A 14,639-nucleotide genomic window follows, 5' to 3' on the forward strand; every position below is an offset into this window, starting at 1 on the left:
TTCGACCCGAAAGTAGGTAGCGCTCATGACCATTACCGATTTGTCCTCCCGCAGCGGCCGTCACCGCGACCCGCAGACCCCGGTCCCGGCCGACGAGGATGTGCTGGCGTTACACGCGGGCACCCTGACCACCCCGCCCCCGGCCACCAAGGTCAAGAAGAAAAAGCAACGCGAGCTGTACTCCGAGGAAGAGCGCGAGGATCTCGCCGACCAGACCCGCCAGGGTGGCCTCGGCATCAAAGCCGCGGTCGCCCGATCCCGCCTGGACAACGATGCCCGTCGCCGCCAGCAGCGCCGCGAAGCCCACGAACGCCCCATCGAGTTCGACATTCCGTCGCTGGCCCGTACCGACGCCGGCTATGACGGCAAAGGCGGCGGCACCGTCGCCCACGTGCCTCGTCCCAACGAGTTTCGGGGTACCACCGCTCAGGTGCCCGGGTTCTACCCGTTCCCCATCGGTGCTTCGGCGCCGTTGACCGGCGCACCCACCGGCATTCATCAGGTGACCGGTGCGATCGTCGGGTTCTCGGCGATCGAGTGGTTTGAAGCCGGGGAGATCACCGCACCGTCGGCGATGGTGTTCGGTCTCAACGGTTTCGGTAAGTCGACCTTCGGTAGACGCCAGGTGATGTACGACATCGCCACCGGGGTGCGACCGCTGATCATGGGCGATCATCGCCCCGACTTCACCGACCTGATGCGCAAGATGGTGCAGCGCGACGACTACGGCAATGTCGTCATCAATCCCGAGACCGGGCAGCCGTACGCCCCGCAGGTGTCAGCGGTCGGCTTCGGCCATCCGCTCAACCCCTTGGCCGTCGGCGCGTTCGGCAAACTCATCGCCCGCCTGCCCGCTGCGCACCGGGAGATGGCCGAACGAGAAATGCGGGCCCGCCAGGTGTCTGCGGCCATCGGGTTGCTGGAGATCTCGGCCGGCAAACGCATCGCCCCGCACGAACGGACCTTGCTCACCACCGCGCTGCGCGTGCTGTACGCCTCGAGCAACGAGTTCACCCTCACCCACGCTCCCATCCCCGGCGACGTGCTCGACCTGCTGCGCAAAGTGCCGCAGACCTTGATCGATGCCACCGCCACCGCCACCGACACCGACCCCGAACTCGCCCGCGCCCGCGACCTGCTCGACGCCTCAGGCTCCCTGGGCCGGCGCCCGAGCGACGAACTGGCGATCGACCGCTACCTGTTGCTGACCGAGAACCTGCGCCAATCCCTGGACCAGATGGTCTCGGGACAGTTCGGGGAAATCTTCAACGCCCAAACCGAAACGCCCATCGACATCGATGCCCTCGGGGTGTGCGTGGACATGTCCAACATCCCCGACAGCGACCACGCCCTGCGCGCAGCGGTGCTGCTGGCGTGCTGGTCCGACGGCTTCTCGGCCGTGGAGGCCTCTCACAAACTCACCGACGCCGGCATGCAAGGCCCCCGCAACTACAACCTGGTGTGCGACGAGTTTTCGCTGGTCCTCGGCGTCGGTAACGGCATCGTGCAGCGGGTCGATGAAGTGACCCGCGTGCAACGCAAACAAGGCACCGGCACCCTGTTCACCACCCACACCGTCAAAGACCTCCAGGCGTTCGACTCGATGGAAGATCGCCAGCGCGCCATGGGATTTCTTGACCGGGCCCGCGCCACGATCTGCTTTCCGCTGCCCATCGAGGAAGCCAAATTGATGGAAGGCAAAGTCAACCTCAACGCCCAAGAATCAGCCACCCTCGCCGAGTGGGCCACCACTCCGCGCGGCGTGGACGACCCGGTCGTCCCCGAGATCAGCGAAGACCGGTGGGCCGCCGGGGAACGGGCCGAACAAACCGGCGGGCATTCCATCCCGCCCGGCATGGGCAAGTTCCTCATCAAAAACGGCGAAAGCGATCTTCCCGGCATCCCCGTGCAGATGCACCTGACGCCCACCGAACGCGCCCTGGAGCTGCACAACACCAACAGCCGGTTCAAGCGGGGACGGCCCACCACCCTTGCCGCCGAGCAGGCGACTGCTGACGCCACGGGGGCACGTCGATGAGTGCCGACGCCGCCACCGACGGTTCGGGCGATGAGGTGGTCGAGGACCTCCTCGAGCGACTCGGATCCCATAACCCGACGCGGGCCGCGCACCCCGTCGAAGTGCAGGAGCTGGCCGTCTCAGCCGTGCGTGAACTGCTGCGCAACACCGGCATGTCTGTCTCAGCTGCCGCCACCGAGGTCGCGGTCAGTATCGGCTGCGGGGTGACCACGGTGCTGCGCTGGTGCAAACTGGCCGGCGTCGGCCGGGACGACACCCTGGGCGTGCGCGAACGCGAGTACGAAGCCCGCCTCGCGGTGGCCCAGCGCATCAACCGCGAACTCACCGACCTCGCCCGCCGCCACTACCGCGACGGTCTCTGATGGGTGAGGGCGCCGCGAAGGGGGCGATGGCCTTCATCCTGGGCATCGTCTTGTTTCTCGGTGCCTGCGGCATCATCGTGTCCTCGGTCGCCAGCGACGACGATGCCTGCGCTCCCCTGAACTCCAGCGTCATCGACGCACCGGCCGGCGCAAGTCTGTCGCCCGGCCAGCAGGTCAAGCCAATGAAAACCGCTGACTTCGTGATCAGTTCGGGTTTCGGGCCCCGCGACGGCAGCATGCACCAGGGCATCGACCTCGCCGGCGACGACGGCTCACCGATCTACGCCGCCGCCGACGGCACCGTCATCGCGGCCGGTGACGCCTCCGGGTTTGGGCAGTGGATCGTGCTCGACCACAACATCAACGGCCACAAGTGGTCCACCGTGTACGGGCACATGTGGCCCCACGGCGTGCTCGTCAAACCAGGCCAACACGTCACCGCCGGCCAACACATCGCCGCGCTGGGTAACAACGGCCAATCAAGCGGTCCACACCTGCATTTCGAGGTCTGGGACGGGGGGCACCGCGACTTCGGTGGCGGCACCGCCATCGACCCGGCCGGATGGGTCAACGACAGCCCCGAACCCGGAAGCGCGCCCCCACCTGCCCAACCCGCACCCCCGGCCGAGCCCGCACCGGCTCCCGCTCCAGCCCCGGTAGGAGCGCGTGCTCCCCCACCCGCTGACTCCACGGTGGTCTCGGCGGCGGACTGGGACAAGGTCGCCCAGCTCGAATCCGGCGGCAACTGGGCCATCAACACCGGCAACGGCTATTTCGGTGGGTTGCAGTTCAATCCGCAAACCTGGACCGGCAACGGCGGCGGCCAATACGCCGCCACCGCCGACAAAGCCACCCGCAAACAGCAAATGGAGGTCGCCAACCGCGTCCTGGGCACCCAGGGATGGGGGGCGTGGCCGACCACGTCCGTAGAAGCCGGGGTCACCAACAAAACGCCCGCTCCCGCCGGGGCCTTCGTCAACGCCGCGACCACTCCCGCGCCCGCTCCGGACGCCAAGGCTGCTGCCGAGAGCGGACCGCTGCCACCGCTACCGGCCACCAAGGGCACCGAAGCCCAGCTCCAGGTCGATTCGGTGCGCGTTGCGCGTGCCGTGGCCGCCAAGTTCCCTCAGATCCAGACCATCGGCGGATGGCGCGCCGGCGGCGGGCCGGTCGGAGATCACCCTGAAGGTCGCGCCGTCGACTTCATGATCCCGAACTACACCTCCCAGGACGGGATCGCGCTCGGCGACGAAATCAACAAGTACGTCCTGGACAACAAAGACTTCTTTCACGTCGAATACACCATTTGGCGGCAGCAGTATTTCCCCGCAGTCGGTGCCCCGAGCACGATGGGAGACCGCGGCACCCCCACCGAAAACCACTTCGACCACGTGCACGTCACCGTCGTCGGCGGCGGCGCTCCCAAGGGCAACGAGGTCTACACCGCGCCCGGGGTCAACGGTTCAGGCAGCGCTCCGACCGCCGAGTGTGACCAGCCCGAGGGCGGCACCCCTGGCGGCGGGGTCGACAACCTCGCGGCCGGCAAAGTGCCCCCGGAGTACGAACCCTGGTTCCGCAAAGCCGGGAAGCTGTGCCCGCAAATCAGCTCCGCGTTCCTCGCCGGAATCGGTAAGCAGGAAACAGGTTTCAACGCCTCGCTGGTGTCCCCCGTCGGCGCCCGAGGCCCCATGCAGTTCATGGACTACACCTACCCGTCGTGGGCCAAAGACGATGACGGCAACGGCACTGCCTCACCCACCGACATCGGCGATGCGGTGATGGCCGCAGGCCGCTACTCCTGCGACAACGCCCGCATCGTGGACGAGGCGATCGCCAAAGGCACCGTCAAAGCCCCCGCCGACGGCGGCGCACCCAAGCTCTACGCCGAGTCCTACAACGCCGGGGTCGGAGCGATCCTCGAGGCCGGTGGTGAGCCCTCCGGCGGCGACTACGACGTCCAAACCCGCCCCTACGGCACCAATGTCGTGCGCTACATGCACGAGTTCGCCCAACAAGGACTGGATCAACGATGACCCGCACCCCCGCAACCACATTCGCCGTCGCCGTGGTCACGGTGCTGGCCCTGCTCGGCATCACCGCGTGTGGATCCAGCGACGACCACCGCCCGCACACCGACCACGAGCACGGTGAGCACTACACCGCCCCACCAGGACTCGTCGACGCCCCGGCGCCCAGTGGGGCGCTGACCAGAGCTCTGACGGCGATCTTCAGCTGGGAACCGGTGACCGATAAATCCCCCACTGACGCCCTGCGCCGCGCGGCCCCGCACCTGACCGGTGACGCCCTCGCCTCAGCGCAGACCCCCGATGCTCGCGGTGTGCGCACCAGCACCGAATGGGCCGGGTGGCGCAGCTCCGGTGATCTGATCACCGCCCGCGTCACCGACGCCCAAGCCACCCTCACCAGCCCCGGCAAGGCATTCGGACGCGCCAACGTCACCCAAACCGTCCTCCACCTCAACGGCGGATCCACCCCCTACCGCTCGTTCACCGTCCACGCCCAGCTCCGCCAGGTCGAGGGCACCTGGAAACTCGCCACCTACCCCGACAACGCCGAATAACCCTGCCGCACTTTAGGAGACACCGATGAACATGATGGGCACCACCCGCCGGGTCACCCCCGGTAAACGCGAATCTGCCACCGACCCCGGGCTAGTCCTCGCCGGCATCGCCATCACCGTTCTCGCGGTGGTCTCGATCGTGCTGGTGTCCTCAGTTCACCTGTCCGGCGCCGACAATGCTCCGATCAACCCGGCAGCCTTGACGTTGAGCATTGCCCAGGACAAGACGCCCTGGACCGGTGCGATGACGGCGATTGCCGTCGCCGAAACGCTTCTGCTCGTCGGGCTGGCCGCGGCAGGTGTGTGGCTGTATGTGCGCCGCTCCAACCCCGCAGCCCGCGACTTCGACCGGGCCGCCCGTCTGATGGGCCGCGGCCGCCAGATCGAGTTCCTCACCGAACGCGGTGCCCTCGCCAAAGCCGCAACCCTGGGCGTCCCCCGAGCATTCGGTCCCGGGCTTCCGCTCGGCAAAGCAGTCGCCGGCGGCAGACGGCTGTACTCCAACTGGGAAACCTGCACCGTCGACATCTGGGGACCTCGACGCGGTAAAACCCTGAGCCGGATCATCCCCGGCATCCTCGCTGCGCCCGGCGCGGTGCTGGCCACCTCAAACAAGTACGACTACATGGTCAAAGCCACCCGCGCCTTGCGCCGGCGCATGGGCCGGATCTGGCTGTTCGACCTCCAGAAGATCGCCAACCACGAACCGGACTTCTGGTGGAACCCCCTGACCTACATCACCGACGACGACACCGCCGAAAAAGCGGTCTCTGTCCTGGCCGTCGACGGCGTGCCCACCGGAGGGGGCGGCGGAGGCAGCGCCGAGTTCTTCCACAAAGCAGCCTCTCGCCTGCTCAAATGCCTCCTGCTCGCTGCTGCACTCGACCGCAAACCCGCACCGATCGTCGCCGCCTGGACCGCCATTCCCACCGACGCCAGCGAGGCCGCTGAGATCCTCGACCGCCACGGATGGCCCCGGCTCGCCAACGAAGTCCGCGCCGCGGTCGCCTCCCCATCCGATCAGCGTGGCGGTGTATTCGAAACAGCCCTGAACTGGGCGTCAGTGTTCACCATGTCCACCATCCAAGCCTGGATCACCGACCCCGGCGACGGCCGACCACACTTCGACCCGGACGCGTTCGTGCGGTCCAAAGACACCGCCTACGTCCTGTCTCGAGGCAAGGGTGACGGCAGCTCCGCTGGACCCATCGCCACGCTGCTCACCGTGGCAGTGTGCGAGGCCGCCGAGCAGTTCGCCGCCGAGCAGGGTGGACGTCTGCAGGTGCCGCTGGTCTGCCAGCTCGATGAGGCCGGCAACGTGCTGCGCTGGCCCGCCATGGCCGAGAAGTACACCCACTACGGCTCGCGCGGCATCCTGCTCTCGGCGATGTTCCAGTCCTGGAGCCAGGGCGTGGCGACCTTCGGCAAAGAAGGCTGGTCGACGCTCTGGGATGCGGCAGGAGTCGCGATCTACGGCGGCGGCATCAAAGACACCGACCCCCTGGGCGACTTCTCCCAACTGATCGGCCAGTACCAGTACCAGTCGGTATCCCGCAGCTCCGGCGGCGGAGGCGGCTCGACCTCGCGCAGCACCCAAACCGAACGCGTCCTCGACGTCGCCGACCTCGGAGCGATCCCGTTCGGCCGCGTCATCGCGTTCGGAGGGTCAGCCGCCCCGGTCCTGATCGAGACCGAGTTCTGGTTCAACACCCCACTGGGCAAAAAGGCCCAGCAAGCCACCGACGAAGACGACGCTGCCAAAACCCTCCTCGACCTGAACGACGGAGGATCTGCGCGATGACTCTGGACCACAACGGGTTTGACGCTCCTGCCCCACCTCGTGACCCCGGTGCAGAAACTGTCGCAGCTATCGCTGACAAACTGGTCGAGACGCTGGGTGACGCTGCCCAACGATCCATCGGGCAGGTCCTTGCGAAAGCGACCGGCGATCCGCTCAGCTCTGCGATCGAGGGCAGTGAGCTGCTCCTTCAGTTCGAGGCAGACACCGCTCGCGCAGTGCACCAAGCGTTCACCCCTGCGGCGGTGGACGAAGCGATTGTCGAAGCGGTTGCTGACCTGGTGTATCCGCCAGAACCGCAACTGCAATTCGAAACCCTCGATGCCTTCGTGACCGGTTACATCGCCCGGGTATTTCGCCGAGATGTTGTGCACGGCCGCGACTATCTGTGGTGCCCACGCTGGTTCGAGCACGAACCAGCAGTCGTCACACTAACCGGGTTGTGGCTGTCGTTCGAGGTGCTGCGCAACGACCCAGGCACCGGGCCTGCGGTGTGGCAGCGCGACTACCTGCTGCCCCTGATGAATGCGCTGACCTCCCCGAGCGGACCTTTGGTCGGCTGCAAAGCCACCCACCACGCGAAGTCTCTTCCGCCGCTTCCGTGCGACCCGACCCCGCCAGGGCTGTTTGAAGACACCCCAGCTGAGGTCACCGACGCCGTGCGTACCCGCACCACCCCACCACCAGCGCCCTCGGCCGAGGCCGGTAGAACGCCGCAACCCGCGGCCTCTCCCAGCCGATAGCCCGCACACCCCTAGGAAAGGAAACCCGTTGTGAGTGAGACAGATACCGGCCATGAGCAGGAAGTAGGCCGAGCGTTTGGGCAGGTGATGCGGGTGGCGTTGGCAATGGCCTCCCAATTGGCCCAGCACCGCGCCCGCCAACGTCAGCAGCGTCAGCAGCAACTCGAACGCATCGCCCGCGAACGCCAAGCCGACATTGACGCGCAGGAGCGGGAGCTGCGCACTCGCGAAGCAGAGAAGGATCGGGCGGCGCAACAGACGGCCCGGGAGCAAGATCGGGCCAAACAGCAAGCAGCTCGAGACCAGGCCATCGCTGACCGGAACGCCGCTCGCGATGCCCTGTTCGCTGACCGGGAACGACATCAGACCGCACGCCGGATCGCTGAGTACCAGCTCAATCGAGTCGATCGCGATAAGTGGTGGGAGAACGCCACACCGGAGAAGATTGCGACCGCGTACCGCCAGGCCCAGGAATGGCGCGGCGAGTCCGGAGCGGCGATCAACGCCGCAGAGGTCATCGAAGAACGCGTCGGCGCCGAAAAAGGACTCAACCTCGCCGACGTGTCCGAGGAAGACCTCGACACGGCGTTGGCGGAGGCGTACATGACACCCCGCCAACGCGCCCAACGTGATGCCGAACGCAAACGTGAACAGCAGCAAGGCCAAGACGCTGGCAGTGACCGGCTCACCGCCCAGAACCTCGCCGATTCGCTCATTGCTGACGCCGACCGTGAGGACGCCCAAGTCGACGCCGAACTTGACGCCGACGGTGGACCGGCCCACACCCCTGTCGAGTACAGCCCCGCCGCCGCCAAAGCGCGAGAAGAGATCCGCGCGATGCTCGCCGGCAAGAAGCGCAGCGCGACCGGCCTTCCTGGCAGCACGCCGTCACCGCTGCTCAATCTGCCGCCCACCCCGGAGCGCGACGACCAGGTCGAGGACATCGATCCATCACGACCCTTGCTCAATCTGCCGCAGACCAACACCAACACCGCCTCACCCGATGACCCAGCTGCCTCGCTGCTGAACATGCCCGATCCCACCACCGGCCTTTCCCCGGACAGCACGCCGTCGCCGCTGGCGGACGTCATCGCCTCTGGTGCGCAGCTGGCCGCCGACGCCGAACCGACAGTGGCAGCAGTGAAAACACTGGCCACCGACGCGACGGGCCCGAACCTCGATGCGGCGGCAGCGAAAGCGGCAGATCAGCGTCCTGCCGGCTACGACACCGTGGAAAGGCGGGAGGCGACCGAAGCATGGGTGCGCGAGAACACCGAAGCGACCGAGGAAGCGATCTCCGCTCGGATGGCCGCTGACATCAGCTCCGCCCATCCGCCACAGGCCGCGGTCGGAGCAAAAGCCAAAACTGCCGGCAAAGCCAACACCACCGGTCAGGTCCGCAACCTCACCAACACCCAGGGCCCCCAGCACCGCCAATCACGCTGACCCCGAGGAACGTTCGACATCTCTGCAACCAACCACCCGAGTGAGAAGGAGTACCCCTCATGGCGCTATCCCGCGCAGAAGAATGGGCCAAGGCCAAAGAGTTCGTCGCCGAGCACGCCGACGAGCTCCACGACCTCGATTCACCCAGCGCACTTTTCAAATATTGCGAGAAGAAGCGCCACGGCGGGAAGTCGCTATGGCCCAAAGTGCGCACGGAACTACGCAAACAGCTCGGCATCGACCTCGACCAGATGCGTGCTGACGCCGCTGCGGCCCTCGCCGACAAAGCCCGCCACCTGTCGGACTCATCAGCCGATGCGCCCACCGTCGAGCTGTACACCGCAGGCGAACTCCTCGAGAAACCCAGCCGCGACGACCCCGATGAAGTCGAGATCGTCCCGGCGTTCGCGATCGCCGACCTGGCCGGAGACCCGGTGTGGTTCGGCAACGTGCACCCCAACGACCGAGACAAGATGACCGACGAGCTGGCGGTGGCCACCGATGCCGCCCGCAAAGCGGTCTGGCTCGCCGGCCAAGTCCGCGACGATCAGGGCCTGGAAATGGTGCGAGTCATCATCCACCACAGCCACCCCGGCCTCGACGCTGCGGCGCTCGCCCGCGCCGGGGTCAAACACCTGGTGGCCGTGACACTCTCACACGTTGATGACTCGGCCGAGAACCCGGCCACCGCCATCTGCCTCGACGCCCCCGGGTACCGCGACTGGCACGAACACCGCCTCTCCGACCTGCTGGCCACACCGGCCGCCTCAGGCCGGTGAGCACCCTTGAGCGCACCATCGCCCCAACAGCCCGCGGACCCGATCACCGTCTACAGCAAACCGGCCTGCGTGCAGTGCACCGCCACCTACAAAGCGCTCGACAAAGCTGGCATCGACTACGAGACCGTCGACATCACCACCAACCCCGACGCCCGCGACTACGTGATGAGCTTGGGCTATCAGCAAGCGCCCGTGGTGGTTGCCGGCGAGCACCACTGGTCTGGGTTCCGCCCGGACAGAGTCAAAGCAGTAGCAGCCCAGCAGCGCTCTTCCTCACCGTCACCGCCGGATACCGCAGCAGCAATGTCGGAGCTGCTGCGCGCCACCACCGTCCCGGCGACGACAGCATCCCTGGTCGCCGGGCCACCCGAGAACACCCACGCCGCCTCCACCCAGCCGGTGACACCACCAGCTCAACGCCAGCAGGGGCGCACGAGATGGTGATCGTGCGCGCGGCACTACCAAGCGGCGTCCAACCCGACACCCAATGGGCAGCCAGCCTCACCAAGCAACTGAGAACAGTGACCGTCGACGCCCACCCCGCCAGCGCCGGGGAGGTCTATCTCGTGCTCACACCCGTCAACGGTGCGCACCCCGCCGCCGCCGGGAAGGCAGCAGCCGAACTCATCGCGACACCACGCACCTTCGGATTGCGCATCGCTGCGCACACCTACGACCTCAGCGACCGGGACTAGCCCGATCGCACGGCCACTTCGAAAGGAGCCACACAGCCGCAACATTCAACGATTCGACACAAGCAATCGCATACAGCAATCAGTCTTCTGCAACTCTCTGCAACCAAAGACAAGGATCACCATGACCTCGATACGCTCCAAAATCGCCGCCAGCGCAATGACAATCGTTGCCGCTGCCACCATCGCGGTAGGAGCCGGTGCAGGCACCGCCAACGCCGACGATCCCAACTGGCCCAATTACAAAGTGGGCCCGTACCCGTCGATGCAGGCCTGCCAAACGGCGATGACTCCCTACATCAGGGTGTCGGGATGCTTCCACGACTTCTGGCCCGTGCAGGCGTACTACTTCTGGGGCGAAACGATCTAACGCCCGGACCTGGAGCCGCCGACACCCCACGTGTCGGCGGCTCTACCCATTCAACCAAAGGACCTCCACCAGTGAGCATTCCCGACGATCCCGCCTACCTCCTCGAAGACGCCCGACAGAACCTGATCGACGCCGACAGAGAACCCCCCGGCAGCACCCGACGCCGCTCCTTCGCCCACCACGCCGAAACCCAATGCGCCGACCTCATACTCCGGCCGGAGTCCTCCGAGACGCAGCGCGCCCAAGCCTCAGTGTTCCTCGAGCAAGCCCAAGCGATCCAGAAAGAACCATCCACTGACCCGCCCAGCAATCAGCTCGGTACCCGAGTCGCCCAACGCCGGCAACAACGCGACAACGACCGCGCCCAAGGCCCGCCGTCAGTCCTCGACGCCACAGCCAGCCACCCTCGCCACGACATCGCCCGAGCCACCAACGGACACGCACCCTCCACACCCATCCACGACACGCCTCGCCGCAACCCAATCGGCCCAACCCGCTAGCCATTCAGTGCCGTGTGTGTCGAAACACCTCCCAGTGACACCACGAATGTCCGTGCGCACTGCTAACGTTCACCACCGAGCCTGGTCCCAATGCGACACTCCCCCCGTCGCATCCAGGTGCTCGCACCCCCCTAGACCGCGAGCACCGGGACCAGGCTTACCCCTATCAAGGCAATGCTGCGCCAGTCCTGGACTACCGCAGGATGATTGCGGCCTATACCGTCGAGCGATGAAACGTCAGCGTGTGATGTCGTGCGCTCTGCTCAGTGTGGCCACCGCTGCATCGTTGTGGGCGGCCCCAACCGCTGCGGCCGCCCCTCCGCCGCAGCCGTCATTGAAGTCGTCCATCACCTTGCAGGTGCCCGGCGCCGTGTGGGGTTACGGCGGCGCTGGCATCTACCAGCCTCGCGTCTTCTACGGCGACAGCCACATCAACCCGACACCGGTCGGGTACGGCTATGTCTTCCACTGGCGCAACCTGTCGACCGGGGCCGCCGGCACCATCCTCGACTTCCCCCACCGCCGCGCCGCCACCCGCACCGGCCCAGGACAGGTCGTCGTCACCGGCGAGTACCCGCGTCAACCCAGGATCTACGCCGTCACTCCCAGCGCCGGCAGCTTCTACGTCGACCCCTAGCCGACCGCGATCCTGACGCCGCCCGAAGGGCGTAAAAGTCACCGACATCGCGGCGGTCCATCCAATATTTGACCTTGTAGAGCGGCACTCAGCCGTCCCGAGCCGACTTCGCTCGAATCCGAGCGCCCATGTCCATCCGGGGCCGTGTGCTCTGCGGGTTTCGACTGCTGAGCCTGTCTCGTCGTTCGTCATTACACTGGCTGTTGGGCCTTCTCTGGGGAGGGAGGAAGAGCGTGGTGGCAACAGTCCGGACTCGCCGAGCGCTTGCCTGTTTGACTCCGACTGTGGTGCTAGTCGAACTGTCATTGGTGGCTGGTGGCGTGCTGAGTCTGGCGCGGGCGGTATGGGTGTTCGTGCTCGTGGAAGCGTCTTTAGCGGTCGTTGGTTTGACAGTGATTGTGGCCGCCGTGCACCACTATCGGAGCGCTGCGAGCGCAGGTAGCGAAAGTCGCTGGGAAGCAACTCAATCGGCTCTGCGCTCAGTGCTCCCCCGGCGTGCCGCACAGGCAATGGGGATCGAAGCCAGAGCGTGGTGGGCGTTAGCTCGCTGGCCGCGTCATCGCCGGCCGGGTCGCGGTAAATTCTCCTATGGCCGCGATCTCCGACCGCTGCTCGGCATGGTCATCGGGCTACTCGTCCTCGAAGGGCTAATCATCGAGTTCGTCGTGGGCGCCATGTTCGGCCACGGCTGGTGGCTGTGGGTTCTGGCCGCAGTTCACCTGTACGCAGTGTCCTGGATCCTGGGGATCCTCGCGTCACTGCGCACCCTTCCGCACGAAGTGAATGAACGGTTCATCGTGTTGCGTGACAGCATCTTTTACGAGTACCGACTGCCCCTCGATCAGGTGAGGCTCGGCCGTGTTGCCACCACGCACAACACCGGCCGGTCGGGCTTAGTCATTGACCCGCACACCAACGTGGGCAGACTGTGTCACGGCGAGGGCACCGTGACCATCGAGTTCAACCACCCCGTACAGATGGCTGACGCATACACCCGACGACTAGCAATCTCCGTAGACAAACCCGCCGACTTCGTCACCACCGTTCAAACGCTCCAAGCCAGCGCAGGACGCTGAATTCATCTGTATGCGGCCCGTTTACCGCTTGGCCGTATCTATGGTCGTGACGAGCAAAGGGGGACGGCACATGCTTGAAGAAGGTCAGCGCGGCGAACGCCGGAACGATGTGAATGGTGTCGCACCGGTCTACGACCGGATTGGGATCGGTTATGCCACCGGCCGCCAGCCAGAACCGCGATGGATGCGGCAGATCGAATGCGCTATCGGTGATGGTCTGCGGGTGCTCGATGTCGGCGCGGGCACTGGCTCCTACGAACCCACAGACCGGACTGTGGTGGCGGTGGAGCCATCGCGGACCATGATCGAGCAGCGGACGCAGGCCAGCGCCCCGGTTGTCCAAGCAGTGGCTCAAAACCTGCCGTTCGCGGACGGTCAGTTTAATGTCGCGCTCGCCATCTTGACCGTGCATCACTGGGCAGACGTGGATGCTGGCATTGCCGAACTTCGTCGGGTATCGCGCCGACAAGTCGTCCTCACCTACGACCCCACGCTGCACGCCCAGTTTTGGCTCTGCGACTACATTCCCGAAATCGCTCACTTCGAGCTCGGCCGTGCACCCTCGGTCGAACGTCTCGCGTCCCTGCTCGAATCCGAGGACATCCGCACGTTGCGCGTCCCCGCCGACATGCGCGACGGTGTCCTGGTCGCAAACTGGCAGCGGCCACAGGCCTACCTCAACCCCGCTGTCCGTGCCTGCTGCTCAGGCCTGGCCCAACTCGACCAGCACGCGGTCGACACCGGGATCCGACAACTGAGAACCGACATCGCTGACGGAACATGGGACCGGCGCTACGGACACCTAACCGCTCAAACTGACTACGACGGCGGCTACCGACTGATCATCGCCGAATAACAGAATCGACGGCATCCCAACCAGAAGTACCGCTACGACCGCACGATGACGGCGGTAGCACTGGTTCAGTACAGATCCACTTCGTCTGTGCGGGAATAGCCGCCGACGGCAGCTGGCTCGTTAGTCACTCGTCGGTAAGCGTCGGGGCGAAGCGGCGTGCCCAAGTTTCACGGACGGCGACTGCAACCAACACCACAGCCACGGTGGCCATCGTGCTGAACTCGACAGCGTCGAGGACACCGGGGGTAGCCAACAACAGCAGTCCAAACGCCACGCACGGCGCGGCTACCGTCACGATCCCCGGTACTACCTGGCGTACTGCAATCGCCTCGACCGCAGCGGCGATGAGCACCACCGCAAACGTCACCAACGACCACACCTCCAACTGCGTCCACGGGTCCTGATACGACGACGATGCAGAGAAATTCGCGATAGCCACTGGCGCTTGAATCGGAGTGTTGGCCGTCCAGTTCCCTGACCACCCAGCGGGGGACGTGGCGCCAAGGAAGTAGCCGTAGCCATAACTACTGGCACCCGTCCAAGTAATGCCACCCGCAAAGAGGGTCACCACCATAAAGACCCACCACACACTATGGCCAGTGATTCGGGCGAGGGACTATCCCGTTAACGGTGTTTCGGCCGTTTTCCATTAGTAGGTTTCTGATCCGGGCCAACGGTCCGCGAAGGTGATCGCGAAAGCGTTCAGAGCGGGCTTCCACCGTGTGATCCATCGTGCCTGACCTCTGCCGGTCGGGTCCAGC

General features: G+C 65.8%; 15 protein-coding genes and 1 pseudogene. 15 read left to right on the top strand and 1 reads right to left on the bottom strand.

Features of this window, described 5'->3' with window-relative positions:
- The first annotated feature begins 25 nt into the window (after window positions 1–25).
- The 15 genes and pseudogenes from KXR83_RS25200 (at window position 26) to KXR83_RS25270 (ending at window position 13,878) form a co-directional block, all read left to right on the top strand.
- Window positions 26–2,038: a hypothetical protein gene (locus KXR83_RS25200; protein ID WP_023954624.1), complete on the top strand. Its 2,013-nt coding sequence runs from the start codon at window positions 26–28 to the stop codon at window positions 2,036–2,038.
- Window positions 2,035–2,400 (top strand): hypothetical protein, encoded by a 366-nt coding sequence (locus tag KXR83_RS25205; RefSeq protein WP_023954626.1) that lies wholly within the window; start codon window positions 2,035–2,037, stop codon window positions 2,398–2,400. Before KXR83_RS25200 ends, KXR83_RS25205 begins: the two co-directional genes overlap by 4 nt.
- The gene (locus KXR83_RS25210) at window positions 2,400–4,433 is read left to right on the top strand and encodes a transglycosylase family protein (protein WP_023954628.1); all 2,034 of its coding nucleotides are present in this window, start codon (window positions 2,400–2,402) and stop codon (window positions 4,431–4,433) included. The genes KXR83_RS25205 and KXR83_RS25210 overlap by 1 nt, the downstream gene beginning before the upstream one ends.
- Entirely contained in the window at window positions 4,430–4,981 is a 552-nt protein-coding gene (locus KXR83_RS25215) for a hypothetical protein (RefSeq protein WP_437427117.1), read from the top strand. The genes KXR83_RS25210 and KXR83_RS25215 overlap by 4 nt, the downstream gene beginning before the upstream one ends.
- Window positions 4,982–5,006: 25 nt before the next feature.
- A complete protein-coding gene (locus KXR83_RS25220; RefSeq protein ID WP_023954632.1) occupies window positions 5,007–6,782 on the top strand; it encodes a type IV secretory system conjugative DNA transfer family protein in 1,776 nt (591 codons plus the stop codon).
- The gene (locus KXR83_RS25225) at window positions 6,779–7,522 is read left to right on the top strand and encodes a DUF4913 domain-containing protein (RefSeq protein WP_023954634.1); all 744 of its coding nucleotides are present in this window, start codon (window positions 6,779–6,781) and stop codon (window positions 7,520–7,522) included. The genes KXR83_RS25220 and KXR83_RS25225 overlap by 4 nt, the downstream gene beginning before the upstream one ends.
- Window positions 7,523–7,552: 30 nt before the next feature.
- Complete coding sequence (locus KXR83_RS25230) at window positions 7,553–8,968, top strand: hypothetical protein (protein WP_152537970.1); 1,416 nt, start codon at window positions 7,553–7,555, stop codon at window positions 8,966–8,968.
- A gap of 59 nt (window positions 8,969–9,027) precedes the next feature.
- Window positions 9,028–9,747: a hypothetical protein gene (locus KXR83_RS25235; RefSeq protein WP_023954638.1), complete on the top strand. Its 720-nt coding sequence runs from the start codon at window positions 9,028–9,030 to the stop codon at window positions 9,745–9,747.
- A gap of 42 nt (window positions 9,748–9,789) precedes the next feature.
- Window positions 9,790–10,020 (top strand): annotated as a pseudogene (gene nrdH / locus KXR83_RS25240) (glutaredoxin-like protein NrdH); the annotation flags it as partial.
- Between the two features lie 164 nt (window positions 10,021–10,184).
- Window positions 10,185–10,442 (top strand): hypothetical protein, encoded by a 258-nt coding sequence (locus KXR83_RS25245; RefSeq protein ID WP_023954642.1) that lies wholly within the window; start codon window positions 10,185–10,187, stop codon window positions 10,440–10,442.
- A 121-nt stretch (window positions 10,443–10,563) separates the two neighbouring features.
- Window positions 10,564–10,809 carry a hypothetical protein gene (locus KXR83_RS25250; RefSeq protein WP_152537971.1) on the top strand — a complete coding sequence of 82 codons (246 nt, stop codon included), beginning with the start codon at window positions 10,564–10,566 and terminating at the stop codon, window positions 10,807–10,809.
- A gap of 71 nt (window positions 10,810–10,880) precedes the next feature.
- Complete coding sequence (locus KXR83_RS25255) at window positions 10,881–11,309, top strand: hypothetical protein (protein WP_437427118.1); 429 nt, start codon at window positions 10,881–10,883, stop codon at window positions 11,307–11,309.
- Window positions 11,310–11,538: 229 nt separating this feature from the next.
- A complete protein-coding gene (locus KXR83_RS25260) occupies window positions 11,539–11,946 on the top strand; it encodes a hypothetical protein (protein ID WP_023954649.1) in 408 nt (135 codons plus the stop codon).
- 386 nt (window positions 11,947–12,332) lie between these two features.
- On the top strand, window positions 12,333–13,022 hold the full coding sequence (locus tag KXR83_RS25265) for a hypothetical protein (protein ID WP_152537972.1): 690 nt from the start codon (window positions 12,333–12,335) through the stop codon (window positions 13,020–13,022).
- Between the two features lie 70 nt (window positions 13,023–13,092).
- Window positions 13,093–13,878 carry a class I SAM-dependent methyltransferase gene (locus KXR83_RS25270; RefSeq protein WP_023954653.1) on the top strand — a complete coding sequence of 262 codons (786 nt, stop codon included), beginning with the start codon at window positions 13,093–13,095 and terminating at the stop codon, window positions 13,876–13,878.
- 124 nt (window positions 13,879–14,002) lie between these two features.
- On the opposite strand, the gene KXR83_RS25275 is transcribed toward KXR83_RS25270, so the two are convergent.
- The gene (locus KXR83_RS25275; protein ID WP_023954655.1) at window positions 14,003–14,317 is read right to left on the bottom strand and encodes a hypothetical protein; all 315 of its coding nucleotides are present in this window, start codon (window positions 14,315–14,317) and stop codon (window positions 14,003–14,005) included.
- Between the last annotated feature and the right edge of the window lie 322 nt (window positions 14,318–14,639).

This window comes from Williamsia muralis (assembly GCF_051487485.1).
In the GTDB taxonomy this organism is placed as follows: Bacteria; Actinomycetota; Actinomycetes; order Mycobacteriales; family Mycobacteriaceae; genus Williamsia; species Williamsia muralis_B.